The following is a 26,262-nucleotide window of genomic DNA, read 5'->3' as shown; positions in this document are numbered from 1 at the left end:
CTCGCCTTCTCCGGCCCCGACGGCCCGTTCACGCAGCGCCCCGTGGCGACGCTGCTCGCCCTCGGCGGCGCCAGCTGGCCGCGGCTCGGCTCCGACGGGGCGTGGACCGCGCTCCTCGCGGCGCGCGGCGTGCCGGTCGTGCCGCTCCGGCCGGCCAATTGCGGCTTCGACGTCGCCTGGAGCGAGGTCTTCCGGGACCGCAACGCCGGCCAGCCGGTGAAATCGGTGGTGGCGAGCGTCGACGGCGTCGCCCGGGCCGGCGAGTTCGTGGTGACCGCGACGGGCATCGAGGGCTCGCTCGTCTACGCCCACGCGGCGGCGCTGCGCGACGCGCTGGCGGAGGGCCGCCCGGCGGTGGTCGAGTTGGACCTGGTGCCGGGTCGCGACGCGGCGCGGCTCGCGCGCGACCTCGCCCGGCTCGATCGCCGGCAGTCCTTCGCCAACCGGCTGCGCAAGGCGGCGGGGCTCGAGGGCGTCAAGGCCGGCCTCGTCCGCGAGTGCCTGCCGGGGGCGGCCGATCTGGGGCCGGAGCCGCTCGCGGCGGCGCTGAAGGCGCTGCCGCTCGCGGTCGTCGCGCCGCGGCCGATCGCCGAGGCGATCTCGAGCGCGGGCGGCGTCGCCTTCGCGGGCGTCGACGACGCCTTCGAACTGAGGGCGATCCCCGGCGTCCACGTCGCCGGCGAGATGCTGGACTGGGAGGCCCCGACCGGCGGCTACCTGCTGACCGCGTGCCTTGCGACCGGACGCCTCGCCGGCGAGCGCATCGCCGACCGTCTCGGCGCGCCGCCGGCCGCGTGAGCGGCGGCGGGAGGCCCGACGGACGCGAGCCTCCCGGACCCGGATCAGTAGTCGACCACGCCGTCGAGGGCGTAGTGCTTCACCGTCTTGCGGTTGGCGATCAGTTCGTCGACCGTCGGCTGGCCCGTCAGCGCGCGCGAGATCGCGATCTTGGTCGCCTCGTAGTTGGTGCGGTAGAGGTCGGCCTTGTCGAGTTCGGCGTGATCGGCGCAGCGCGGATCGAGCCAGACCATCACGATCATGCAGATGTCGTCGACGACGTCGCGCGGGATGATGCCCTCGGCGAGGCAGTCGACGATGGCGTCGCCGATCGCGCCCTGGACGACGCCGCCGAGCAGGTCGACGTATTCCAGCGACTGGATGGTCGCCTTGGTGGTCATCATCGTGGCCGGGCGGACCAGCTGGTTGCAGTCGCGCACCACGAACATGCGGGTGTGGCCCTGCACCTGGCCCATCATCGAGGCGAAGGCCTGGCCGGCCGGGCCGCGGGTGGAGCCGATCAGCACCTCGGGCATGGCGTCGGTGTACTGACCGTCGGCCGCGAACACCGTGGCCTCGCCGACCTTGAACCAGATCTCGGACATCGCTCTTTCCTCTCGTCGCCGGGATTCGTGTCGCCGCGAGAGACACCACGGCGCCCCGACGGGATCAAGGCCGGCGTGGCCCGGACGTGGTGCGACAGGCCGGCGCGTCCGCGGCGAGCTCGCCGGCCGCGCCGCGGGACGCCGTGCCTTCGCGACGTCCGTCGACGCTTGGCCGGCCCTGGCAGGCAACGCACCGATCCACGTGATGCGCGATCCCTTGCCATTCGTATTCATGACATATTTGCGACTGTACCGCGCCTTATGTGCCCGTTCTGATCGTGTTACGTATGGCAGACCGCAGTTCCCGATTAGGAGTGCGACGTGGCCACATTTCAACTCGACGATATCGACGCCGTCACGGATGCGTTTTTCAAGGGCTTCGGCAAGGATGAAGCGTGGCGGGATTTCGCCCGCGCCGCCCTCGCCCTCCCTTCCTGGTACGAGGAGGGACTCGACCCCTTCTCCGCCGCCTACGCCGAGCAGCAGCACCGGCTGTGGCAGGCGATCGCCGGTGCCGGCCGCGACTACGACGCCGACCTCGACGAGGTCGCGGTCGAAACGACGCCCGACGTCGTCCGCATGCCCGGCTACTACAAGTATCGCCATCCCGGCGCGGTCGCGCAGGCGGGCGAACACATCCGGGCGGCCGGCAACATCCTCGTCCATTCGAACGTCCAACCCGGCCAGTGGGCGCTGGAATACGGTGCCGGCTACGGCCTGATCGCGCTCGACTTCGCCCGCCTCGGCGTCAACGTCGACACCGTCGACATCTCGCCGGTGTTCTGCAACTTCGTGCGGGCGCAGGCCGAGTTCTTCCGGGTGCCGCTGACGCCGTTCCCGGGCCGGTTCGGCGACGGGCCGCGGCCCGGACGCAAGTACGACCTGATCTACTTCTTCGAATCGCTGCACCACTGCACGAACCTGACCCACCTGCTCGGCCGGCTGAAGGCCCTGCTGGCGCCGGACGGGCGGGTGATCATCGCGGGCGAGCCGATCACGCCGGCCGAAAAACCCGCCATTCCCTATCCCTGGGGCATGCGTCTCGACAGCGAAACGGTCGCGGTGGTGCGCCGGCGGCGCTGGTTCGAACTCGGCTTCACCGAAGCCTATCTCGTGGAGCTGTTCACGCGTCACGGCTTCGTGGCGACCAAGATGCCCGGCTTCTCGAATTTCGACAGCGGCTACATCTTCCGGCATCGCCCGGGCACGATCGAGATGGCGAAACACTGGCTGCCCGACGCGGCGGCCCGCGCGTGGTACGGGGCGGACACCACCGGTCGCTGGACCCGCGGCCGCGCCGAACTCGCGATCGACACCACGCCGAGTTTCTCCGCGCTCGAAGTCACGCTGCGCAACCACCACGCCGTCGAGCAGCCGGTCGCGCTCGATTACGGCGGACGGGTCGAGCGCGTGGTCATGCCGCCACGAACCACGCGGACCGTGAGCCTGCCCGCCGGCACGAGGACGCCGCGGCTGGTGATCGACTGCGAGCCGAAGGTCCCGGCGGCGACCGGCGGCAACGGCGACCCGCGCGCGCTCGGCATCTTCGTGATGCTGGTGACCTATCGGCCGTGACGGCGGTCCCGCGAGGTCCCGACCCGTCGGGACCTCGCAGCGCCGCGACGCCTACGGTCCTGCGCCGCGCGCCCGCGGCCGTCAGCTCGCGCCGACGGCCCGGCGCGCCGAATCGAGCGTGTTCAGCATCAGGCAGGCGATAGTCATCGGGCCGACGCCGCGCGGCACCGGGGTGATCGCGCCGGCGACCTCGACCGCGCTGTCGAAGTCGACGTCGCCGACGATCTTGCCCTTGCCGTCCACCTCGATGCGGTTGATGCCGACGTCGATCACGATCGCGCCCGGCTTGATCCAGTCGCCCTTCACCATCAGCGGCCGGCCGACCGCGGCCACCAGCACGTCGGCGGTGCGGCACACCGCGGGCAGGTCCTTGGTGCGCGAATGGGCGATCGTCACCGTGGCGTTCTTCTGGAGAAGGAGCTGCGCCATCGGCTTGCCGACGATGTTGGAGCGGCCGATCACCACGGCGTGCTTGCCGGAGAGGTCGGACGTCACGCCGTCGATCAGGATCTGCGAGCCGCGCGGGGTGCAGGGCACGAAGCCCGGCAGGCCGACGGAAAGGCGGCCGGCGTTGAGCGGGTGGAAGCCGTCGACGTCCTTGTCCGGATGGATCAGGCCGAGCACCTTGTCGGCGTCGATCTGCTTCGGCAGCGGCAGCTGGACCAGGATGCCATGCACGGCCGGGTCGGCGTTGAGCCGCTCGACGAGGGCGAGCACCTCGGCCTCCGGCGTCTCGGCCGGCAGCTTGAACTCGAGACTCTTCAGGCCGCACTCGGCGGTCGCCTTGAGCTTGTTGCGCACGTAGACCGCGCTCGCCGGATCCTCGCCGACCAGCACGACGGCGAGACCGGGCGTCACGCCGTGGGACGCCTTGAGGGCGGCCGCGTCCGCGGCGATCTTCTCACGCAGGCCGGCCGCGACCGCGAAGCCGTCGATGATGGTGGCGCTCATGTCCGTCGTCGTCCCCATTGATCCGAGGCCGCTCAGCGGCGCTCGCCGTCCCCGTCTATGGCAGCGAAGGCGAAGCGCTGTCACCCCCAAAGATGCACTTGGGGCAACCCGCCGCAGTCTAGATGCCGGATCGGCGTGATCTCGCGCGGCGGCGGATGCAATTTTTCTGAAGAGCGCTTTAGATCGACTTTAATCCGGACCCGGAGCTTCCGTAGATCCGGGCGGGATTCCGCCTCGGGCATCATCACGGTGGCGTTCGAATTGGTGTTCGGACACGTAGTTTCTGCAGCGCAACAACATTCTAAGACGAAAGTCGTATAGCTATTGGCCAACTATCCTTGGGGCGGCGGCCATGTCTAAACGAAAGGTAAGCGGGGCCGCCCGAGGGGACAGTCGGTCTGGAGGGACCACGACGGCGGCGCCGCAGGGACTTCGGAGGAGCTTCAGTCCATGGCACATGCATCGACCGGGGGCGCGGTCCGCGCCGGCGGCATCACCGGCGAGGAGAAGAAGGTCATCTTCGCCTCTTCGCTCGGCACCGTCTTCGAGTGGTACGACTTCTATCTCTACGGCTCGCTCGCGGCCATCATCTCCAAGCAGTTCTTCTCCGGCGTCAATCCGACGGCGGCCTTCATCTTCGCGCTGATGGCCTTCGCGGCCGGTTTCGCGGTCCGCCCGTTCGGCGCGCTGGTGTTCGGCCGGCTCGGCGACCTCGTCGGCCGCAAGTACACCTTCCTCGTCACCATCCTGATCATGGGCCTGTCGACCTTCATCGTCGGCATCCTGCCCAACTACGAGACCATCGGCGTGACCGCCCCGATCATCCTGATCGGCCTGCGCCTGTTGCAGGGCCTCGCCCTCGGCGGCGAGTACGGCGGTGCAGCGACTTATGTCGCCGAGCACGCGCCGGACGGCAAGCGCGGTCTGTTCACCTCGTGGATCCAGACCACCGCCACCCTCGGCCTGTTCCTGTCGCTGCTGGTGATCCTGGTCACCCGCACGTCGGTCGGCGAAGAGGCGTTCGCGGCCTGGGGCTGGCGCATCCCGTTCCTGGTCTCGGTGATCCTGCTCGCCGTCTCCGTCTGGATCCGCATGACCCTGTCGGAGTCGCCCGCGTTCCAGAAGATGAAGTCCGAGGGCAAGACCTCGAAGGCCCCGATCAAGGAGTCCTTCGGCCAGTGGTCGAACCTCAAGGTCGTCATCCTCGCCCTGTTCGGCCTCACCGCCGGTCAGGCCGTGGTCTGGTACACCGGCCAGTTCTACGCGCTGTTCTTCCTGACGCAGACGCTGAAGGTCGACGGCTTCACCGCCAACATCATGATCGCCCTGTCGCTGGCGATCGGCACGCCGTTCTTCGTGCTCTTCGGCTGGCTGTCGGACAAGATCGGCCGCAAGCCCATCATCATGCTGGGCTGCCTGCTCTCGATCCTGACCTACTTCCCGCTGTTCCATGCCCTGACCAACGCCGCCAATCCGGCGCTGGCCCAGGCGATCGCGACCGCTCCGGTCAAGGTCGTCGCCGATCCGGCCACCTGCTCGTTCCAGTTCAACCCGGTCGGCACCTCGAAGTTCACCACCTCCTGCGACATCGCCAAGGCGTTCCTCGCCAAGAACTCGGTGAACTACGAGAACGAGGCCGCGCCGGCCGGAACGGTCGCCGCGATCCACGTCGGTGACACGGTCATCCCGTCCTACGAAGGCACCGGCCTCGCCGCCGACGCCGCCAAGGCCGCCAACGGCGCCTTCGAGACCGGCCTGTTCCAGTCCCTGCAGACCGCCGGCTACCCGGTCGCCGTCAAGGAGACCGAGAAGGACGGCGTCAAGACCACGACCTACTCGATGGCCCCGGCCGACCTTTCCAAGATGAACCAGCCGCTGGTCGTCGGCATCCTGTTCGTCCTGGTGCTCTACGTCACCATGGTCTACGGCCCGATCGCGGCCATGCTGGTCGAAATGTTCCCGACCCGCATCCGCTACACCTCGATGTCGCTGCCCTACCACATCGGCAACGGCTGGTTCGGCGGTTTCCTGCCGACCACCGCCTTCGCCATGGTGGCCGCCACCGGCGACATCTACTACGGCCTCTGGTACCCGATCGTCGTCGCTGCCATGACCCTGGTCATCGGAACGCTGTTCGTCCGCGAGACCAAGGACAACGACGTCCACGACCTCGGCTGATCCCGGCCCCCCCGGGGGCATCCCCCGGGGTTCGGACCCCGCCCGCGAAAAATCGAAGGCCCGGCCCTCATCGGCCGGGCCTTTGGCATGATAGAGACATCTTGGTGATCCACCGCGGCGTCGAGGTCGTGTAGCGTCGTCCCCCATCGCCGCGCCAGAAGGGACGTGACGCCGGTCGCATGGACATCCGTCAGCTGCAGTATCTCTCCGCGCTCGCCCGGGAGAAGCACTTCACCCGTGCGGCCCAGGCCTGCAACGTGACCCAGCCGACGCTGTCGGAACGGATCCGCCAGCTCGAGGAGGAACTCGGCGTCGCCATCGTCGAGCGCGGCCAGCGCTTCCACGGCTTCACGGCCGAGGGAGAACGCGTTCTGAAATGGGCGCAGGTGATCCTCGACAACTGGTCGGCGATGCGCCAGGAGATCGGCCAGCTGCGCGAGGGCGAGGGCCAGCTCGGCGGCCGGCTCACCATCGGCGTGATCCCGTCGGCGCTGCCGATCGCCGCCCGGCTCTCGAAGATCCTGCGCGCCACCTACGGCAACGTCGACCTCGTCGTGCTGTCCGGCACCTCGATCGAGATCCTGCGCGGGCTCGAGGACTTCTCGATCGACGTCGGCCTGACCTATCTCGACAACGAGCCGATCAACGGCCTCGTCGCGCGGCCGGTCTACCGCGAGCGCTACTGCCTGTTCGTGCGCGGCGACGATCCGCTGGCGCGGCTGAAGAGCGTCGGCTGGGCCGAGGCGGCGAGCCACCCGCTCGCGCTCCTGACGCCGAACATGCAGAACCGCCGCATCATCGACCGCGCCTTCACCGCGGTCGGCGCCCGGCCGATCATCAAGGTCGAGACCAACTCGCTGATGAACCTGTGCGCCAACGTGCGCGAGACCGGCCTCGCCTCGATCATGCCGGAATACATCCAGCAGACGCTCGGCCCCGGCTCCGACCTCGTGCCGATCCCGATCGACACGCCCGACGTCCAGCACGCGGTCGGCCTCGTCGCGCTCGACCGCAGCCCGATGCCGCCGCTGGTCACCATCGCGCTCGAGATGGCCGTCCGCCTCGGCGACGACCTGAAGTCGACAACGCTCGGGATCTGATACCGAGCTCGCAAAGTTCCGACCCGTGGTCGGACTTTGCGGGCGAGAAGCGCCCGACCGGGCGCCGGCCGAAAGGCCGGGACCTCGCAAAGTCCCGACGAGTCGGGACTTTGCGAGACAGGTATGAGAGCGCGCCCGCGAGCCGGCACTCAGGCCCGCAGCCGTTCGACGCTCGGCACCGCCGTCTCGCCGTTGACGACGTCGGCATAGGCGGCGATCGGCATCGGCCGGCCGATCATGAAGCCCTGGACCTCGTCGCAGGACTGTTCGGCGAGGAAATGGAACTGCGCCGCGGTCTCGACGCCCTCGGCGACCACGCGGATCTCGAGGCTGCGCGACAGCCCGAGCACCGCCCGCACGATCGACGAGGCCTGGGCGTGCTCGCCGACACGGTCGACGAAGGAGCGGTCGATCTTCAGCTTGTCGAACGGGAAGCTCTGCAGCGTCGACAGCGACGAGAAGCCGGTGCCGAAGTCGTCCATGGCGATGCCGACGCCGAGCGCCTTGATCCGACGCAGCACGTCGAGCGCGCGCTGCGGATTGCGCATCAGCGAGCCCTCGGTGACCTCGATCTCGAGCCGGTTCGGCGCCAGCCGGCCGGCGATCAGCGCCTCGTGGACGATCTCCGGCAGGTTCGGCTGCTCGAGCTGGAGCGGCGACAGGTTGACCGCGATCTTCAGCTTCTCCTTCCAGCGCCCGGCCTCGGCGCAGGCGGTGCGCAGCACCCACTCGCCGAGTTCGGAGATGAAGCCGCTCTCCTCGGCGATCGAGATGAACACGGTCGGCGAGATCGTGCCGTGGACCGGGTGGTGCCAGCGCACCAGCGCCTCGAAGCCGACGATGCCGTTCGAGGAGACGTCGGCGAGCGGCTGGTAGTAGAGCTCGAGCTGGTTCTCGACGATGGCGTCGCGCAGCTCGAAGGCGAGCGTGCGGCGGACCCGGGTCTCCTCGTCCATCGCCTGCTCGAAGAAGCGGTAGAGCCCGCGGCCCTCGCCCTTGGCGCGGTAGAGCGCCATGTCGGCGCGCGCCAGCACCAGTTCCGGCGTGTCGCCGTCGGCGGGGGCGACCGCGATGCCGACGCTGGCGCCGACGATGATCCGCTGGCCGTTGTAGAGGAAGGGCCGGCCGAGCACCGCGACGATCTCGTCGGCAACGTCGGCGACGACGCGGGTGCTCGGCGGATCGCGCAGCATCACCACGAACTCGTCGCCGCCGAGGCGGGCGGCGAAGGCGGAGGGGCCGAGCAGTTCGCGCAGGCGCGAGGCGGTCTGCAGCAGCACGTGGTCGCCGGCGAGGTGGCCGAAGACGTCGTTGGCCTCCTTGAAGCGGTCGAGGTCGAGGCAGAACAGCGCGAAGCGTCCGGTGCCGGCGCACACCGCCTCGCAACCGCGCTCGAGTTCGCGCTGGAACGAGGCGCGGTTGGGCAGGCCGGTCAGCACGTCGTGCTCGGCGAGGAAGCGGATCCGGAGTTCGGCGTCGCGGCGGTCGGAGAGGTCGCGCACGGCGAAGACCGTGTGCGGCCGGCCGTCGTAGTCGAACGGCCGCGCCACCACCTCGACCGGCACGAGCCCACCGCGCGCCCCGGCGACGTGGCCCTCCCACAGCACCGACTGCGGCAGCCGGTCGTCGGAGAGGTCGACCTGCAGCAGCGAGCCGACGAAGGGCAGGCCGCGCACCTCCTCGCGGGCGAATCCGGTGATCCTGAGGAAGCTGTCGTTGACGTCGACGACCTTGTTGTCGAGGACGACGACGATGCCCTCGACCGAGGCCTCCTGCATCTGGCGGAGCCGGCGCTGCGAGACGTACTGGCCGTTGCGGTCGATCAACGCCGTCGCCATGCCGGTGCCGACGGCGAGGAACATCAGCCCCGCCGCCATCGCCGCCACGGCGGGAACGCCCATGGTGTCCGGTCCGGCCGCGTAGACCGGGGCGCCGACGAACCCGCCGGTGCCGAGCAGCAGGCTGTTGGAGATCGGCAGCGCCAGCGCCGCGGCGAGCGCCCCGGCGGCGCGTTCGAGATCGCGGTCCGAGCCGCGCCGATGGGAGCGGCCGGCCAAGGCGAAGCCGGTGCCGAGGAGCAGCGCCATTCCGGCGAAGGTCACCGTCATGGCGGCTCCGTGCAGCACCACCGGCCGGTCGGTCGAAAGCGCGGCGAGGTCGATCAGGTCGACGGCGAGCACCGTCGCCGCCGCCATGATGCCGACGAGCGGTGCGCCGCCGCGGCGCTCGCCCCCGCCGGCGAAGGCGAAGCAGACCAGCGCCCCCGCGACCGCGACGAAGTAGCTGACGACGAGCGGGCCGGAGCGGAACACCAGGTCGCCGTCGGCGGCGATCGCGAGCAGGAGATGCGCGCTCCACAGACCCGATCCCGCGGCGACGCCGGCGAGGAAGGTCCATCCGGTCCGCCCCTCGGCCGTTCCCTCGCGCGAGCGGGCCGACAGCCGGAACGCGGTCAGGAAGGCGGCGAAGGCGACGATCGTGGCGAGCACGATCAGGGTGGCGAGCCGGGCCTCGGCAAGGGCGATCATCGGGCGATCCGTCTTCTCCGCACTGCCGCCATGGTAGCAGCGACCCGTAAGGAGACGGCTCACCCGATGCCGCGCATTCGCGCGTTTGCCGCAACACCGCGTTAACTTGCGACAGGCACCACCTTGGCGCGAATCCGGACCCGTTCCGGGGCACCCGGCACGAGGGCGCGCAGCGACAGCCGGTAGAGCCTGCCCGCCGCGACCGGCAGCGTGAAGCCGCTGCGCAGCGGCGCCAGCACGCCCCGCGCCTCGCGCGTCCAATCGTAGCTGCCCGACGCCGCGCGGCTCTCGACGCTCCAGCCGACGATATGCGGCCCCGCCAGGGGCAGCGTCGCGTCGATCCGGAGGGTGCCGGAGCCGAAGCTCTGCGGCTGGAAGTGCACGACCCGGCCCTTGGCCGCGCCGACCATGAGCTGCGGCCGCTCGAACGTGGCCTTCACCAGGGCGTCGGCCTGCCTGCGCAGCCGCGCCGACGTCTCGGCGAGGCCGACCACCTTGGCCCGGCGCTTCTCGCGGCCGCGGTCCTTGGTCAGCAGCATGGCGTTGGCGGTCAGGATCACGCCGCGGCGCAGCGACACCACCGGCACGGTGAACTGCCGGAAGGCGGCGTAGCCGAAGTCCTGCAGCCGCTCGGGATGCGGGCGGTTGTAGATGTGGTCGCGGATCCCGCAATCGAAGATCGGCTCGGGGTGCAGGGGCGAGGCGTGGATCAGGTCGATCAGGTGGTCGGGATCGAAGTAGTAGTTGTGCGGGATGCGCTCGGTGGCGCCGCCGAAGGTGACGGCGGTGGTGAAGGCGTAGACCCCGCCCGGCTTCAGCACCCGTTCGACCTCGCGGAAGTGCGCGAGGAAGTCCTCGTCGTCGCCGATGTGTTCGAACGATCCGGTCGACCAGCAGAAGTCGAAGCTCTCGTCGGGAAAGTCGAGCTTGCGCATGTCCATGGCGCGGGCGTCGTACTTGGCCGGGTCGATTTTCCACGGCGCCTTGGCCGCGATCAGGTCGCGCGGGTTCTCCGTGCGCACGCCGACCCAGCCGCTGTCCGGCACGTAGAGGTCGGTCACCACCGTGTGGGCGACCTCGGGCACGATCGCGTAGATCAGCCGCTCGGTGCCGGCGCCCATGGCGAGGCCGCGGGCGTTCGGCCGCAGCACGCCGCTGGCGCGGAGCGCGCGGTAGTTCATCGCGAACTCCCACGCCCGGCGCGAGGAGAACGGCGGCGTGTGCAGCTTGTGGCGGATGATGTCGTCGATGTCGGGGTCGAAGAAGTCGTGGATGTCGCAAACCTTCTGGAACCCGATCGTCATCGTCCACCATCCCCGGTCGCCGTCGTGACGCCGACTAGAGCACGGCGACGGCGCCGGTGGAAGCACCCGGAAACGCACTCGGCGCGGGGGTGGCGGGCACCCGGCGGCTGGGCTATGCCAAGGGCGCCAGGGAGGAATTGCCGATGTCCGTCTGCCGCTTCAACCGCGCCCTCGTCCGCACGCCCGCGGCCTCCGCCGTCGACGGTCTGCGCGCCGTCGACCGGGGTGCGCCCGACGTCGCCGAACTTCGCGCCGAACACGCTGCCTACCGCGAGGCGCTCGCCACCGCCGGCGTCGCGGTCGAACTGCTGCCCGCCCTCGAGGCCTTCCCCGATTCCGTGTTCGTCGAGGACCCCGCGCTCGTCTTCGCGCCCGGCGCGATCCTGCTCCGCCCGGGCGCGCCGACCCGGATCGGCGAGACCGCCGAGATCGCGCCCGATCTGCGCCTGCGTTTCCCCGTCGTCCTCGCGATGACCGGCCCCGGCTACGCCGACGGCGGCGACGTGCTGGTGACGCCCGACACGGTCTATGTCGGCCTGTCCGCCCGCACCGACCGCACCGGCGCGGCCGAGCTCTGCGACCTGCTCGCCGAGTTCGGTTACCGCGGCATCGCGGTCGAGCCGCCGGCGGGCGTGCTCCACCTCAAGACCGCCTGCTCGCTGGTCGCCGACGACTGCGTGCTCGCCACCCGCGCGGTCGCCGACGCCCGCCTGTTCGACGGCCTCGACGTCTTGGTCGTCCCCGACGGCGAGGAGGCGGTCGCCAACGCGCTCCGCGTCAACGAGACGGTGATGATCGCCGACGGCTTCCCGCGCACCCGGGCCCTGCTCGAGGAGCGCGGCTATTCGGTCACCGTGCTGAAGCTCGACGAGGTCATGAAGCTCGACGCCGGCCTCTCCTGCATGTCGCTGCGCTGGCACGATCCCGCCCGGCCCTGAAGCCGGGTCACCCCGCCGGTACCGCGCCCTTCGCCGTCGCCGCCGGCGGGTCGAGGTGCCGGCGCGAGCGCTTCTCGACGATCGCGAACAGCCGCCGGATCGCGAAGGTGAGCGCGAGATAGAGGATGGCGGCGGCGAGCAGCGGCTCGTAGACCCGGAAGGTCTGGGCGCGGATGATGTTGGCCTCGCCCATGATGTCCTTGACCGTGATCGTGAACACGATCGCGCTCGCCTTCAGGAGCAGCACGGTCTCGTTGGCGAGCACCGGCACCACCTGCCGCAGCGCCAGCGGCAGCACCACGAGCCGCCGGATCTGCCAGCGCGACAGGCCGAGCGCCTCGCCGGCCTGGACCTGACCGGCCGGCACCTGCTGGATCGCGCCGCGGATCACCTCGCCGGAATAGGCCGCCGTCGAGATGGTCAGCGCCAGGAAGGCGCACCACGTGGGGTCGCGCAGGATCGGCCAGAGGATGCTGGCGCGCACCGCCCGGAACTGGCCGAGGCCGTAGTAGATCAGGAACATCTGCACGATCAGCGGCGTGCCGCGGATCGCCAGGATGAAGCCGGTGGCCGGCGCGCTCAGCCAGATCCGCCTCGAGGTCCGCGCCAGGGCGACGCCGATGGCGGCGAGGTTGCCGGCGATGCCGGAGGTGACCAGCAGGAACAGCGTCACCCAGAAGCCGTCGAACAGCGCGGTGGCGAGGCGGACGAGGAAGGCGTCCATCGGCTCAACCCTGCGCGCCGGCGCGTGCCGAGCGGCGCTCGAGCGCGGCGAGGCCGAGCATCGAGATCGTCGACAGCACGAAGAAGACGGTCGCCACCGCCATGTAGAAGGTGAAGGGTTGGCGCGAGTAGGCGGCGCCCGAGGCGGCGACGCCGACGAGGTCGCGCAGGCCGACGACGCTGACGAGCGCCGCGTCCTTCAGCGTGACCAGCCACATGTTGCCGAGCGGCGGCAGCGCCCGGCGCAGCGCCTGCGGCGCCACCACCAGCCGGAACAGTTGCGCCGGCCGGAGGCCGAGCGACGTCGCGGCCTCGACCTGCCCCTTCGGTACCGCCAGGAAGGCGGCGCGGAAGATCTCGGTGGCGTAGGAGCCGCAGATCAGCCCGAGCGAGGCGACGCCGGCGGCGAAGGCGTCGATCTCCACCGTCGTGCCCGGCGCGATCAGGCCGACGAGGTCGCGGATCGCCGAGGTGCCGCCGTAGTAGACGATCAGGATCACCAGGATGTCGGGCAGTCCCTGCACCACCGTGGTGTAGCCCTCGGCCGCGAGCGCGAGTGGCCGCGGCCCACGCAGCTTGGCCCAGGCGGCGACGAGGCCGATCAGGCAACCGACGAGATAGGACAGCACCGCGATCTCGACGGTCACCAGAGTGCCCGCGAGCATGGTCGCGCCCCAGCCGCCCTCGCCGAAGCCGAGCAGCACGAAGGGATCGGTCGGTTTCATCGGCCCTCGTCGTGCCGGGGTGGGGACGGGCCGACGCGGACGCCGGAGCACGGGGCCTTTCGGCCGCTCCGGCCGTCGCGGCGGATCGGGACGGGGATCGGCGCCGGGCGGCCCTCCGGCCGCCCGGCGCCCGCGTCCCGGTTCAGCCGCCGTAGGCGTCGAACTTGAAGTACTTGTCGTTGATCGCCTTGTACTTGCCGTTGGCGCGGATGGCGGCGATGGCGGCGGAGAACTTGTCCTTCAGCGGGTCTCCCTTGCGGACCGCGACGCCGACGCCGGCGCCCATCAGCGGGTCGTTGAAGGGCTTGCCCTTGACCTCGAAGTCCTCGCCGTCGGGCGTGTTCAGCAGGCTGTCGGTCAACGCGATCGAATCGGCGAGCAGGAGATCGACGCGGCCGGCGATGAGATCCAGGTTGGCGTTCTCCTGGGTGTCGTAGCTCTTGATCTCGGCGATGCCCTTCAGCTTGGCGTCGGCGTAGGAGGCGTGCGTGGTCGAGACCTGGACGCCGATCACCTTGCCGGCGAGCTTGTCGAGCGCGAGCGCGCCGTCGGCGCCGACGTCGAAGGTCGCGTCCTTGCGGCCGACGAACATCGCCGGGGTGTCGTAGTACTTGTCGGAGAAGTCGACGACCTGCTTGCGCTCGTCGGTGATCGACATCGAGGCGATGATCGCGTCGAACTTGTTCTCGGTCAGCGCCGGGATGATGCCGTCCCAGGCCTGGAGAACCCACTCGCACTTCACCTTCATCTCTTCGCAGAGCGCGTCCTTGATGTCCGCCTCGAAGCCCTGGACGTTGCCGTTGGCGTCGATGGTGGTGAAGGGCGGATAGGATTCCGGCGTGGTGCCGATGCGTACCACGTCCTCGGCGGCGGCCGAGCCGGCGAGGCCGGCGGCGAGGAGCAGGCCGAGGCCGAGGCTCCTGATCGTGCTGGTCATGACTGTTCCCCTCGTTCGTTGTCGGGGCCGTTGCCCGGCCCTCGCCCGCCCGGTCTTCCGGGTCAGGATTCCAGCGCGCCCGGCTTGGCAGTCGTCGACCGCCGCGTGCCGAGCAGCTTCAACAGGTCGTCCCCCGGCGTGGTCATCCGGTGCGAGCGCCGCGTCAGGATCAGGCCGTCCTGGGCGGCCCGCACCTCGTGCGCGCCGCCGGGTTCGCCCGGCGCGGTCAGGATCTCGCAGAGGAGGTCGCCGGCCCGCACCCGGTCGCCGGGGCGGACGTGGTAGAGGATGGCGCCGCCGGTCGGCGCGTAGGTCATCTCGACGTTCTCGAGCGGCACCGCGAGGCCGGCGTAGGGCGCCGGCGGCGCCACGGCCGCGTCGACGATCGTGCCGCGGGCGACCAGGAAGCGGTAGAGCCCGTCGGCGTCGGCCTCGGCGGTCTCGGGAGCGACGTCGACCTGACCGCGGAACTCGACCGTGGTCACCGCCCGCCGCGCCCACTCCGGCGAGTCCTGCGGCAGCGACACGAGCGGCGAGAGCGCCGCCTCCTCGAAGGCGCCGTCGGAGCCGCCGTCCCACACCAGCACCGCCTCGCTTCCCAGGCAGGACGCGAGGTCGGCCATGTGCGGCCACAGCGGCTTCGGAATGTAGAGATAGGACAGGCCCTCGCTGTCGCAGTGCAGGTCGAGCACGAGGTCGTGGCCGAGCGCCAGCTTCACCAGCCGGGCCTTCAGCCGCTTCTCCACCGGCAGCGGCGCCTCGTCGCCGGGCAGGCCCGACGTGTCGTCGGAGGGCAGCAGCGGGAAGTCGCGGTTGAAATTGGTGCGCGAGCCGAAGGCGAAGCGGCCGAGATGCTCGCCGAAGAACACCTGCCCCGAGCCGATCGGGTTGGCGAAGGGCACCACGGTGACGCGGCCGGCGAGCCGGCCCTCGCGCTCGGCGAGCTTCAACCGCGGGATCAGGTAGTGCAGCGCCGCCACGCCCGGCAGTTCGTCGCCGTGCAGTGCCGCCTGCAGATAGGCCGACGGCCCGGCGATATCGGCCGGGCCGAAGCGCAGCACCTTGAAGCGATACTCGGTTCCCGGCACGTCGCCGCGCAGGACCTCCACGGAAGACTGCATCGAGCGCTCGGCTCCCTACGCACTGTCACCTAGGCGACGCTACCATTCCGATGCGACCGTGCAACAGGAAATCCCGAGTTCGCCGCAGGTCGCGAGACGGCGCGTCAGGCGACCTTGCGGCGCTTGACGTCGCGCAGGATCTCCCGGGCGGCGTTGTGGCCGGGCGCGCCGGTGACGCCGCCGCCCGGATGGGTTCCGGAGCCGCACATGTAGAGGCCCGGGATCGGCGCGCGGTAGTCGCCGTGGCCGAGCATCGGGCGGGCCGAGAACAACTGGTCCAGCGTCAGCGCGCCGTGGAAGATGTCGCCGCCGACGAGGCCGAAGGTGCGCTCGAGGTCGAGCGGCGAGTTGATCTGGCGGCCGACCACGCTGGCGGCGAAGCCGGGCGCGTATCTGTCGACGGTCGCGATCATCAGGTCGGCGACGGTCTCGCGGTGGTCGTCCCAGGACGAGCCGCCGGGGAAGCCCGCGGGCAGTTCGGGGCGGACGTGCTGGCAGAACAGGCTGGCGACGTGCATGCCCTTCGGCGCGAGGCTGTCGTCCAGCGTCGAAGGGATCAGCATCTCGACGATCGGTTCCCTCGACCAGCCGTGGTCGCGGGCGTCGAGATAGGCGCGGTCCATGTAGGCGAGCGAGGGCGCGACGATGATGCCGGCGGTGTGGTGGTCGGCCGGCTCGCGGCCGGGCTTGGCGGTGAAGCTCGGCAGTTCGGACAGCGCGACGTTCATGCGGAAGGTGCCCGAGCCGCTCTTCCAGACCCGGATGCGGTCGAGGAAGTCCTTCGGCAGGTCGGCGGCGTCGACGAGGCGGGTGTAGAGCAGCTTCGGATTGAGGTTGGAGACCACCAGCCGCGCACGATGGACGTCGCCGGCCTCGGTGACGGCCCCGACCGCGCGGCCCTTCTCGACCAGCACGTGGGCGACCGCCGCGTCGGTGACGATGCGGACGCCCTTCTCCTCGCAGGCCCGCCGCATCGCCTGGGTGATCGCGCCCATCCCGCCGACGGCGTGGCCCCAGATGCCCTTCTTGCCGTTGACCTCGCCGAAGACGTGGTGGAGCAGCACGTAGGCGGTGCCGGGCGTGTTCGGGCTGGCGAAGTTGCCGACCACGCCGTCGAAGCCGAGCAGCGCCTTGATCGGGTCGCTCTCGAACCAGCGGTCGAGATAGTCGGACGCCGACTTGGTGAAGACGTCGAGGATCTCGCGCCGCATCTCCATCGAGAGGTCGGCGAACTTGCGCCCGAGCGTGGCCGATTTCAGGAGTTCCGGGATCGCGCTCATCCAGCCGCCGGCGACGACGTTGGGCGGGGTCTTCAGCACGAGGTCGCGCAGGAGGTCGGCGACGACGTCGAGCCGCTCGCCGTAGGCGTCGAGCGCAACCGCGTCCTTCTGAGAGAATTGCGCCACCGAGGCCTTGGTGCGGCCCGGGCCGGCTTCCAGCGCGCGGCCGTCCGGCAGCGGCATGAAGTTCAGCATCCGCCGCTCCAGCACGGTCAGGCCGTGGCGCGGCAGGTCCATGTCGGCGATCACCCTGGGGTTCAGCAGCGACACGGTGTAGGAGGCCACCGAGTTGCGGAAGCCCGGGTGGAACTCCTCCGTCACCGCCGCGCCGCCGACGACGCCGCGGCGCTCCAGCACCGTGACCTTCAGGCCCGCGGAGGCGAGGTAGAAGGCGCACACGAGGCCGTTGTGGCCCCCGCCGATGACGACGACGTCGGACATGGATTTCCCGTTCCCGCTCTTCGGGGCCGCCCACCGGGGGCCGCCGCTCGTTTCCGACCGCGCCGGCCCGAGGCCGGCGGATGACATGCGCGCCGCGACCGCAACGGTCCGACGCATCCGATTCCACCGCCCGGCGGCATCGACCCGGGGCCCCGCTCGAGCGCTTCCGAACCTGACCGCGACGCCCCCACCGCGTCCCCTCCCCCCTGGTGGGGAGGGACAGGGAGAGGGGGCCACCGCCGCGGCCTGTGCCCGGACCGAGTTGCGGCGGAGCCGTCGCCGAAAACCGCGGCGCGTCTGCCCCCTCTCCCCAACCCTCCCCCTCGAGGGGGGAGGGGGCAGGTCGTGGGTGAGGAGGCCGTCGCACGAAGCACCCGGCGGCGGAGCGGATGTTCGCAGAGATCGGCCCCCTCCCGCCGAAGCACGACTGCCGACTGCCGAAAACCCAACCGCCTACCGCCTACCGCCCACTCCCCTCCCCCGTCACTCCGCCGCGTCCGCCAGCCCCTCGCGATGCCGGCTCCAGCCCGGCGCGGGGGCGCGGCGGAGGCGGGCTTCGGGGATGAGGCGGCGCATCTTGCGGGAGAAGTGGCGCAGGCACACCTCGGTCTCGCCGAGCGGGCCGAGGGTGTAGGCCGAGGTCTGCATGCCGGCCTGGACGCGGTAGATCAGGTCGGTGTCCTCCTTGTTGACCTGGCGGTTGATGCGCCAGTTCAGGTAGCGGGTCACCTTCATCTCGCGGCGGTCGTCGGGCAGCACGTAGGCGATCTCGCGGATCACGGATTCCGTGGCCGAAATCGGGATCCACTGCATGAAGTCGACCTGATCGGGATAGATGTCGAAGGCGACGTTCGGCCAGATCTTGAAATAGGTCCAGAACCGCTTGCGCTCCGGCGGCAGGTGGGCGACATCGGGCAGGAAATGCTGATAGGCGCGCTCTGACGGGTTGGACGAGGGCGTGTCGCGGAGCGCGCCCCACATCTTGTCGACCCACTCGGTCGACTCGATGCCGTAGCCGCGGCCGAACAGGCGGGTCAGGCCCGGATGGGCGACGGCGATGTGCAGGCTGTCGGAATAGTTGTCGCCGATGTTCTTCCAGTTGAGGTGGCGCGGGCGCAGCGTCACGCGGCCGAGCGCCTTCAACTCCTCGAAGCGGTAGGGCTCGAGCTCCGGCGCGTAGGTCCGCATCATCTCGGCGACGCTCGGGCCACCGGACTTCAGACGCACGAAGATGAAGCCGAAGAACACCTCGAGCTCGACCGGCACCAGCCCGTGGGTGTCGACGTCGAGGTCGCCGAAGGTCTTGCGCTGCGGCACGCCGGCGAGACGACCCGTGAGGTCGTAGCTCCAGGCGTGGTACGGGCAGTTCAGGCGGTGGCCGCAGTTGCCGGCGGGACCGTCGACGATGCGGGCGGCGCGGTGCCGGCAGACGTTGTGGAAGGCGCGCACCACGCCGTCCTCGCCGCGCACCACGACGATCATCTCGCCGATGAAGTCGAAGGTGTGGTAGTCGCCGGGTTCCGGCACGTCGGAGAGGTGGCAGACCACCTGCCAGGACGGGCGGAAGACCTCCTCCTTCTCGACCTCGAAGAACTCCGGGTCGGTGTAGAGCCAGGCCGGCAGGCTGGTGGCCTCGTCGACCGGCGACAGGCCGGCGGCGGCGTGGACGGCGTGCATCGGAAGACCCCCTCAGGTTCCGGGCGCCCGCGGGACCGGGCTTGTTGCTCGACTGTAAAAGAACGGATGCGACTGTCAAGACCGCGACGACCGGCGCGACCCGCCACCCCCGGTGGAATCCGTTAACGGCGCCTTGACCTCGTCCGTTCGGGCAATTTTCAGGGTGCAGCGACTAGACTGCCCCCATGTCCGACGACACCATTCTCTTCAAGCGCCGCCACGCCCGCCTCGCGATCGCCGCCCCGCTGGCGATCGCCATCCTCGCCCAGGTCGCCCTGGTGGCGACTGTGTGGTACGTCGCGGCCAGGAGCGACCGCGACCTCGCCGAGCGCCAACGTACCATCGCCACCGACTACGTCGCCGACATCCTCGAGGTCGAGAAGCAGGCGACGCTCGACTACGCGATCTGGACCGACCTCGCCGACGCCTATGCCGCTGGCGACCGCGACTTCCTCGACGGACGGCTGCTGTCCAATCTCACGACCTACGCCTCGATCGTCACCGCCGCCATCTTCGACGCCTCCGGACGGCCGACCTGGGTCGCCGCCGGCGGCGAGACGTCGGACGCCGCCTGGCTCGCCGACCACTGCCCGCGCTGCGAGGCCGCGGTCGCCGAGGTCCGCCGCAAGCTCACGGGTCCGGACCCGCTGATGGACAGCTTCGAGCTGACCACCGCCTTCGACCAGCGCGAGCCGGTGCCACCGTCCTTCCCCCTCTTCGCCGAGTTCGCCGACCTCGAGGGCGCGCCTGTGGTGGTGGTCGCCGCGCCGATCGCCCGCGAGAAGGCTTCCGAGCGCAAGGGTCCCTACGCGACGCTGGTCACCGTGGTGCCGATCGGCGAGGCCTACATGAAGTCGCTGCGCAAGGACACCGGTATCGCCACCGCCCGGCTGGTCCAGCCCGACGCCGGCGTCGACGGCGTGCCGATCGTCGCCGGTGCGGACGGCGCACCGATCGCCACGGTGGTCTGGGACCGCGAGACCCCCGCGAGCGACCTGCTGGTCCGTCTCGCGCCCGCCGCCGGCATCTTCATGCTGCTGTTCACCGGCCTCGTCACCGCCCTGGTGCGCTGGCTGAAGCGGATGGCGGTCGATCAGGCCGCCGGCGAGGCGCTCGGCACCCACCACGCCACCCACGATCCGCTGACCGGCCTCGGCAACCGCGCGTTCCTCGCCGTCGAGCTCGACGACGCGCTCTCCGGCCTCGCCGAGAGCGGCGACACCGCCGGCCTGCTGCTGATCGACCTCGACGGCTTCAAGGGCGTCAACGACACCCACGGCCACGCTGCCGGCGACGAACTGATCCGCCAGTTCGCCGACCGCCTCGTCCACGCCCTCGGCGAGGAGGTCCGCATCGCCCGCCTCGGCGGCGACGAATTCGCGATCCTGATCCCACGCCTCGCCGCCGACGACGAGGCCGAGACCACGGCGCAGCGCATCCTGTCGCTCGCCCGCCGGCCGTTCGACCTCGACGGCATCGAGGGTCGGGTCGGCTGCTCGATCGGCATCGCCCTCGCCCCGCGCGACGCGGCCGACCGCACCGACTGGCTGCGCAAGGCCGACATCGCGCTCTACCGCGCCAAGAGCGACGGCCGGAACCGCTTCCGCGTCTTCGCGCCGGAATTCGACCACCGCGTCCGCGAGAAGCGCTCGATCGAGGACCGCCTGCGCGCCGCCCTCGCCGACACCTCGCGCTTCGAGATCGCGTGGCAGCCGGTCTACGCCGTCGCCGACGGCACGACGCCCGTCGGCATGGAGGCCCGGCTGAACTGGCGCGACGACGCCGGCCGCCCGGTCTCGACCCGGGCGATGGCGCGCGCCGCCGAGGAGGTCGGGCTGACCGCCGAGCTCGGCACCGTGCTGCTGCGCAAGGTCTGCGCCGACGCCGCGCGCTGGCCCGACCGCGTCGTCACGGTCAACGTGCCGCCGTCGGAGGTGTCCGACCCCTCCTTCGCCGACCGCGTGCTGATGGTGATCGACGGCGGCGACCTGCCGGCCGGCCGCCTCGAGATCGAGCTGTCCGACGGCCTGCAACTCGCCCATTCCCGCGAGGCGCTGCGCCAGCTCGCGCGGCTGCGCGCCGCCGGCGTGCGGCTGTCGCTCGACGGCTTCGGCGCCGGCTACGCCAACCTCAGCCGGCTGCGCGCCCTGCCGCTCGACCAGATCAAGATCGCCCCGACGCTGGTGCGCGGCATCTCCGGCTCCGCCGAGGCCCGCCACATCGTCGGCTCGGTGGTCGCGCTCGCCCGCAGCCTCGGCTTCGCGGTGGCCGTGGAGGGCGTCGACCGGCCGGCCGATCTGCTGGTGCTACGCTCGCTCGGCGTCGCCCGCGTCCAGGGCACGGCCTGCGGCACCGAAACGCCGGAGGCGCCCTTGGTCCTCGATCAGGCCCCGGCCAGCGCCGCCTGAACCGCCTTGCGCACCAGACCGACCGCCTCGCCGGGCTCGAAGGTCGCCGGATCGAGGCAGAGTTCCAGCCAGAGGCCGTCGACGAGCGCGGTGATGCCGACCGCCGCGAGCCGGACGTCGAGGCTGCGGCCGGACTTGGCCGCGGCGGCGGCGAGCAGGCTCTCCAGCTGACGGCGGTTGGCGGCGTAGATCTCGCCGTGGACCGCGCGCACCGCCTCGTCGCGCCGCACCAGCGACCAGAAGGCGAGCCACGTCGACAAGAGGTCGGCGTCGAGGATCGGCGGGGCGAAGTTGGCCGCGAGGAAGGCGTCGAGCCGGGCGTCGGGATCCTCGCCGGCACGCGCCACGGCGTCGTCGACCGCACGGGCGACCTTGTCGCCGACGTGGCGGTAGGTCTCCAGCACCAGATTGTCGATGCCGCCGAAATAATGCCGGATCAGCCCGGGCGACACCCCGGCCCGCGCCGCCACCTCGCGTACGGACGTGCCCGCCACGCCCTTCCCGGCGAGGCAGGCGGCCGTCGCGGCGATCAGTTCGGCCTTGCGGACCTCGGGCTCCTCGCGGGTGAACTTCGGACGGATTTCGCTCACGAGCGGACTTCACCCCGAACCGGAAACGGTCCGCCACACTACCGGTCCGGCAACCGATTTCAAACCCCGCCGCGGCCGGCGCCCGCCGTCGCCACGCCGACGGCCGCGGCCGCCACCGCTTCGAACACCCGCCCGACGCCGATCACCACCGGCAGACCCGGTTCGATCGCGCCGGTGACGAGGAGGTCGGCGAGCCGGGCGCCGGCGATGCGCTGGGCCGGCTGTCCGACCGCGTAGCCGATCGCCACCGGCGTCGCCGGATCGAGGCCCTCGGCGATCAGGCGTCCGGCGATCGCCGGCGCGGTGCGCCCGCCCATGTAGACCATCAGCGTGGTGTCGGGGTCGGCGAGGCCGCGCCAGTCGAGCGTCGGGTCGAGTTCGCCGTTCTTGGCATGGCCGGTGACGAAGCGCAGCGAGTGCGAGGCGTCGCGATGGGTGAGCGACACCCCGAGCGCGGAGGCGAGCGCGATCGCCGCGGAGATGCCGGGCACCACCTCGACCGGGATGCCCGCGGCCTCCAGCATGGCGATCTCCTCGCCGGCGCGGCCGAACACCATGGGATCGCCGGCCTTGAGCCGCACGACGCGGCGGCCCTGGCGGGCGAGCTGCACCATCAACGCGTTGATGTCCTCCTGGCGGCAGCTGTCGCGGCCGCCGCGCTTGCCGACCATCATCCGCTTGGCCTCGCGGCGGGCGAGTTCCAGCACCTCGTCGGAGACGAGGTCGTCGAACAGGATGACGTCGGCGGCCTGCAGCGCGCGGACCGCCTTCAGTGTCAGGAGCTCGGCGTCGCCGGGTCCCGCGCCGACCAGGATCACCCGGCCGCGGCCGTCGCCGCCGCCGGTCGCGATCCGCTCGGCCTCGGCGAGGAGACGCTCGGCCTCGCCCTCGGCCGGCGGTGCGCCGAACGCCTTCTCGGCGAGGTGCTCCCAGAAGCCGCGGCGCTCCTGGCCGGGCTTCAGCCGCTCGGTCACCCGTTCGCGTACGCGTTTGGCGAGACCGCCCCAGGCGGCGAGGCCCGGCGGCAGCAGCGTCTCGATCCGCCGCCGGATCGCCTGACCGAGGATCGGCGCCGCGCCGTCGGTGGAGATGCCGACGACCACCGGCGAGCGGTTGACGATCGAGCCGAACTGGACGTCGCAATGGGCCGGCTTGTCGACGGCGTTGACGATGGCGCCGGCGGCGCGGCCGGCGCAGCGGAACGCCTGCGCCTCCGCCTCGCCCTCGGCGTCGATCAGCGCGAACGCCGCGCCGGTGAGCACGTCGACCGACCACGGCCGCCGGTGCAGCGTCAGCGACCCCGCCTCGGCGCCGCGGGCGACCAGCCGCTCCATCTCATCGGACGGTTCGGCGGCGTAGACGTCTACCGCCGCACCCGCGGCGGCGAGCAGTTCGGCCTTCCAGGCCGCGCCCGCGGAGCCGCCGGCGACCACGGCGCGACGGCCGTGGAGGTCGAGGAACACCGGCAGCTTGGCGAGCGGCCCCATCCGGGCCGGCTCGGCCTCACGCGGGGATCTCGGTTGACGCGTCATCGACGATTCTCCGGATTTCCGACCTGCACGACCCGCAATTCCCACCGGCCCCGGTCCGGGCCGTCACCGCCGCGACGTCGCGGCACCCGCCGCGTACCGCCGCGGCGATCGTGCCGGCACCGACGCCGAGGCAGCTGCACACCAGCGCGCCGCCGTCGGCCACCGCCGCGCCCGGCCGTCCCGCCAGCAACGCGGCGACGTCGGCAGCCGGCGCGCCGAGCGCCTCGACCGCGAAACGCCGCGACACCGCCACCGGATCGCGCGCGATCCACATCGCCCCGCCGACACGACCGTCGGCCGTCACGGCGAGGAAGCCGTGGCGTCCGCCGCCCGGGTCGGAAACGGCGTGCAGAGTGCCGGCTCCGTCCTGCCACGCCAAGCAAGCCGATGCCAACGAAGCCACGTCCGAGGGAAGGATTTTGCCCGCCATCTCGATCCGCCAGCCCTCCCCGGCCCGGGCCGACGCGGCATAGTCGAAGCCGGCGAGGTCCGGCCGCGCCGGCGTCACCGCGAAGCCGTACCACGCGACCGCGAAGGCGCGGACGTCGGCGACGGTCGCCTTCAGCGCCGGCTGGCCCGACACCGGGTCGACCCGCGGCGCCACCACCGCGTCGATCCGGCCGCGGCTCGAGGACCGGCCGGTCCAGTGCATCGGCACGAACACGCTGCCCGCCGGCACCCGCGGCGTCACCAGCGCCCGCACCACCGCGGAACCGTACTCGGTCGCGATCTCGACGAGGCCGGCGGCCGGGATGGCGCGCAGCGCGGCGTCGCGCGGGTGGATCTCGCAATAGGGCTCGGCGATGTGCTGCGACAGCCGCGCCGACTTCCCCGTCCGCGTCATGGTGTGCCAGTGGTCGCGGACCCGGCCCGTGGCGAGCACCAGTCCGGGCTCCGCCCGCCGCGGGATCGGCACGGTCGGCACGAAGCGGAAGCGGCGGTCGGGCGTGAAGGCGCGGCCGTCGGCGAACATCCGGTCGGCGCCCTCGCGCGTGCCCGCCGGCACCGGCCAGCGCACCGGTTCCAACCCGTCGTAGCCGGCGCGGTCGAGGTCGGCGAGGCCGCCGAGGCGGAGGTCGCGCCGGCCGGCGTTGAGCGCCTCGGTCAGGGCGGCGTGCTCGCGGAAGATCGCGGCCGGGCCGTCCCAGTCGAAGCCGGGGAAACCCATGCGCCGGCCGATCTCGGCGAGGATCCACCAGTCCGGCCGCGCGGCGCCCGGGGCCGGCAGGAAGGCGCGCTGGCGCGAGATCCGCCGCTCGGAATTGGTGACGGTGCCGTCCTTCTCGCCCCAGCCGAGCGCCGGCAGCAGCACGTCGGCGCCGTCGGCGGTGTCGGTCTCGGCGGTGACGTCGGCGACCACCACGAAGGGACAGGCGGCGATCGCGGCCTTCACCCGGTCGGCGTCGGGCATGCTGACGGCCGGGTTGGTCGCCATGATCAGGAGCGCCCTGATCCGGCCGTCCTCGACCGCGCGGAACAGGTCGACCGCCTTCGGGCCCGGCCGCTCCGCGAGACGGTCGGTGCCCCAGAAGCGGGCGAGCCGGGCGCGGTCCTCGGGGTCGTCGAACTCGCCGTGGGCGGCGAGCTGGTTGGCGAGCCCGCCGACCTCGCGCCCGCCCATGGCGTTGGGCTGACCGGTGATCGAGAAGGCGGTGGCGCCGGGCCGGCCGATCCGGCCGGTGGCGAGGTGGACGTTCAGGATCGCGTTGACGCGGTCGGTGCCGTCCTCGGCCTGGTTCACGCCCATGGAGAAGGCGGTCACGGTGCGCGCCGTGCGGGCGACCAGGGCGTAGAAGCGCGCGAGTTCGGCCTCGGCGATCCCGGTCGCCGCCGCCGCGCCCGCGAGGCCCACCGCCCGCGCCGCCGTCAGCGCCTCTCGGAAGCCCGCCGTATGCCCCTCGACGAAACCGCGGTCGACCGCGCCCGTCTCGGCGAGGAAGGCGAGGAGACCGGCGAACAGCGCGACGTCCGATCCCGGCCGGATGGCGAGATGGACGTCGGCGGCGTCGGTGGTGGCGGTGCGCCGGGGATCGACGACCACGACCGTCATCTCCGGCCGCGCCGCCTTCGCCGCCATCAGCCGCTGGTGCAGCACCGGGTGGCACCAGGCGAGGTTGGAGCCGACGAGCACGACGAGGTCGGCGAGCTCGAAATCCTCGTAGGTGCCGGGCACGGTGTCGGTGCCGAAGGCCCGCTTGTGGCCCGCCACCGCCGAGGCCATGCAGAGCCGCGAGTTGGTGTCGATGTTGGCCGAGCCGACGAAGCCCTTCATCAGCTTGTTGGCGACGTAATAGTCCTCGGTCAGGAGCTGGCCGGAGACGTAGAAGGCGACCGCGTCGGGCCCGTGTTCCGCGATCGTCTCCGAGAACCGCCGGGCGACGAGGTCGAGCGCCTCGTCCCAGCCGGCGGGGCGGCCGGCGATCCGCGGCTCCAGCAGACGGTCGTCGAGCGACAGCGTCTCGGCGAGCGCCGCGCCCTTGGCGCAGAGCCGGCCGAAATTGGCGGGGTGGTCGGGATCTCCGGCCACCGTCGGCGTGCCGTCGGGCCCGCGCCGCGCCAGGATCCCGCAGCCGACGCCGCAATAGGCGCAGGTCGTGCGGGTGACGCTCCCGGCGGGAGCGCCGGCGCCGGACGGATCGGTGGTGGCGTCGCGTTTCATGGGGCGTTCCGCTGGGCGTTGGCGAGTGCGGTGAAGGGCGGAGTGTCCCCCTCGTCCGCCGGCTTGCGGTTAAGGGCGGTGGCTCCCCCTCATCCGCCGGCTTGCGCCGGCACCTTCTCCCGCAAGGGGAGAAGGGCGCGCGCATGTCCCTTCTCCCCTTGCGGGAGAAGGTGCCCCGTCAGGGGCGGATGAGGGGGATGCGCGGCGATCGAC

The 26,262-nt window shown here is 71.5% G+C and carries 19 protein-coding genes (1 of these 19 running past the window's edge); 6 read left to right on the top strand and 13 right to left on the bottom strand.

The genetic code is table 11. From position 1 onward, the window contains the following. Window positions 1–798: the 3' portion of a TIGR03862 family flavoprotein gene (locus EDD54_RS20230; RefSeq protein WP_126538696.1), read on the top strand. It extends 426 nt beyond the left edge of the window; only the last 798 of its 1,224 coding nucleotides appear in the window; its start codon lies off the left edge, out of view; its stop codon occupies window positions 796–798. 44 nt (window positions 799–842) lie between these two features. On the opposite strand, the gene fae is transcribed toward EDD54_RS20230, so the two are convergent. Then, window positions 843–1,382 (bottom strand): formaldehyde-activating enzyme, encoded by a 540-nt coding sequence (gene fae / locus EDD54_RS20225; protein WP_126538698.1) that lies wholly within the window; start codon window positions 1,380–1,382, stop codon window positions 843–845. 321 nt (window positions 1,383–1,703) lie between these two features. Between fae and EDD54_RS20220 the strand changes: the two genes are divergently transcribed. Continuing rightward, window positions 1,704–2,957 carry a class I SAM-dependent methyltransferase gene (locus EDD54_RS20220; protein WP_126538700.1) on the top strand — a complete coding sequence of 418 codons (1,254 nt, stop codon included), beginning with the start codon at window positions 1,704–1,706 and terminating at the stop codon, window positions 2,955–2,957. Window positions 2,958–3,038: 81 nt separating this feature from the next. On the opposite strand, the gene folD is transcribed toward EDD54_RS20220, so the two are convergent. After that, complete coding sequence (gene folD, locus EDD54_RS20215; RefSeq protein WP_126538702.1) at window positions 3,039–3,908, bottom strand: bifunctional methylenetetrahydrofolate dehydrogenase/methenyltetrahydrofolate cyclohydrolase FolD; 870 nt, start codon at window positions 3,906–3,908, stop codon at window positions 3,039–3,041. Between the two features lie 450 nt (window positions 3,909–4,358). Between folD and EDD54_RS20210 the strand changes: the two genes are divergently transcribed. Next, window positions 4,359–6,086: an MFS transporter gene (locus tag EDD54_RS20210; RefSeq protein ID WP_207620361.1), complete on the top strand. Its 1,728-nt coding sequence runs from the start codon at window positions 4,359–4,361 to the stop codon at window positions 6,084–6,086. Window positions 6,087–6,265: 179 nt separating this feature from the next. Continuing rightward, the gene (locus EDD54_RS20205; RefSeq protein WP_126538704.1) at window positions 6,266–7,186 is read left to right on the top strand and encodes a LysR family transcriptional regulator; all 921 of its coding nucleotides are present in this window, start codon (window positions 6,266–6,268) and stop codon (window positions 7,184–7,186) included. A gap of 149 nt (window positions 7,187–7,335) precedes the next feature. Here EDD54_RS20205 and EDD54_RS20200 read toward each other — a convergent pair whose 3' ends face one another. Then, window positions 7,336–9,714 carry a putative bifunctional diguanylate cyclase/phosphodiesterase gene (locus tag EDD54_RS20200; RefSeq protein ID WP_126538706.1) on the bottom strand — a complete coding sequence of 793 codons (2,379 nt, stop codon included), beginning with the start codon at window positions 9,712–9,714 and terminating at the stop codon, window positions 7,336–7,338. 101 nt (window positions 9,715–9,815) lie between these two features. Beyond that, window positions 9,816–11,018: a class I SAM-dependent methyltransferase gene (locus EDD54_RS20195; protein ID WP_126538708.1), complete on the bottom strand. Its 1,203-nt coding sequence runs from the start codon at window positions 11,016–11,018 to the stop codon at window positions 9,816–9,818. A gap of 143 nt (window positions 11,019–11,161) precedes the next feature. On the opposite strand from EDD54_RS20195, the gene EDD54_RS20190 reads away from it, so the two are divergent. Continuing rightward, window positions 11,162–11,956: a dimethylarginine dimethylaminohydrolase family protein gene (locus EDD54_RS20190; RefSeq protein ID WP_126538710.1), complete on the top strand. Its 795-nt coding sequence runs from the start codon at window positions 11,162–11,164 to the stop codon at window positions 11,954–11,956. A gap of 7 nt (window positions 11,957–11,963) precedes the next feature. On the opposite strand, the gene EDD54_RS20185 is transcribed toward EDD54_RS20190, so the two are convergent. The 6 genes from EDD54_RS20185 to EDD54_RS20160 all read right to left on the bottom strand — a co-directional run bounded on the left by EDD54_RS20185 (window position 11,964) and on the right by EDD54_RS20160 (window position 18,860). Next, a complete protein-coding gene (locus EDD54_RS20185; RefSeq protein WP_126538712.1) occupies window positions 11,964–12,680 on the bottom strand; it encodes an ABC transporter permease in 717 nt (238 codons plus the stop codon). A 4-nt stretch (window positions 12,681–12,684) separates the two neighbouring features. After that, complete coding sequence (locus EDD54_RS20180) at window positions 12,685–13,404, bottom strand: ABC transporter permease (RefSeq protein WP_126538714.1); 720 nt, start codon at window positions 13,402–13,404, stop codon at window positions 12,685–12,687. A 142-nt stretch (window positions 13,405–13,546) separates the two neighbouring features. Continuing rightward, window positions 13,547–14,341, bottom strand: coding sequence for a transporter substrate-binding domain-containing protein (locus EDD54_RS20175; protein WP_126538716.1), 795 nt, complete (start codon window positions 14,339–14,341; stop codon window positions 13,547–13,549). 62 nt (window positions 14,342–14,403) lie between these two features. Next, window positions 14,404–15,462, bottom strand: coding sequence for a M14 family metallopeptidase (locus tag EDD54_RS20170; protein ID WP_126538718.1), 1,059 nt, complete (start codon window positions 15,460–15,462; stop codon window positions 14,404–14,406). A 104-nt stretch (window positions 15,463–15,566) separates the two neighbouring features. Further along, window positions 15,567–17,183, bottom strand: coding sequence for a phytoene desaturase family protein (locus EDD54_RS20165; RefSeq protein WP_126538720.1), 1,617 nt, complete (start codon window positions 17,181–17,183; stop codon window positions 15,567–15,569). A gap of 483 nt (window positions 17,184–17,666) precedes the next feature. Then, the gene (locus EDD54_RS20160; protein WP_126538732.1) at window positions 17,667–18,860 is read right to left on the bottom strand and encodes an aromatic ring-hydroxylating oxygenase subunit alpha; all 1,194 of its coding nucleotides are present in this window, start codon (window positions 18,858–18,860) and stop codon (window positions 17,667–17,669) included. A gap of 185 nt (window positions 18,861–19,045) precedes the next feature. On the opposite strand from EDD54_RS20160, the gene EDD54_RS20155 reads away from it, so the two are divergent. Beyond that, window positions 19,046–21,268: a putative bifunctional diguanylate cyclase/phosphodiesterase gene (locus EDD54_RS20155; protein WP_126538734.1), complete on the top strand. Its 2,223-nt coding sequence runs from the start codon at window positions 19,046–19,048 to the stop codon at window positions 21,266–21,268. Here EDD54_RS20155 and betI read toward each other — a convergent pair. The 3 genes from betI to EDD54_RS20140 are packed head-to-tail and all read right to left on the bottom strand — an operon-like array spanning window position 21,244 to window position 26,049. Next, complete coding sequence (gene betI, locus EDD54_RS20150; protein WP_207620362.1) at window positions 21,244–21,858, bottom strand: transcriptional regulator BetI; 615 nt, start codon at window positions 21,856–21,858, stop codon at window positions 21,244–21,246. The genes EDD54_RS20155 and betI overlap by 25 nt on opposite strands. Before the next feature lie 59 nt (window positions 21,859–21,917). Next, window positions 21,918–23,345: a siroheme synthase CysG gene (gene cysG, locus EDD54_RS20145; RefSeq protein WP_126541800.1), complete on the bottom strand. Its 1,428-nt coding sequence runs from the start codon at window positions 23,343–23,345 to the stop codon at window positions 21,918–21,920. 16 nt (window positions 23,346–23,361) lie between these two features. Then, window positions 23,362–26,049, bottom strand: a complete 2,688-nt coding sequence (locus EDD54_RS20140) for a nitrate reductase (RefSeq protein ID WP_126538736.1) — start codon at window positions 26,047–26,049, stop codon at window positions 23,362–23,364. Between the last annotated feature and the right edge of the window lie 213 nt (window positions 26,050–26,262).

The sequence above is a fragment of the Oharaeibacter diazotrophicus genome, assembly GCF_004362745.1.
GTDB lineage: Bacteria > Pseudomonadota > Alphaproteobacteria > Rhizobiales > Pleomorphomonadaceae > Oharaeibacter > Oharaeibacter diazotrophicus.
This window is presented reverse-complemented; position numbering and strand designations above follow the sequence as displayed.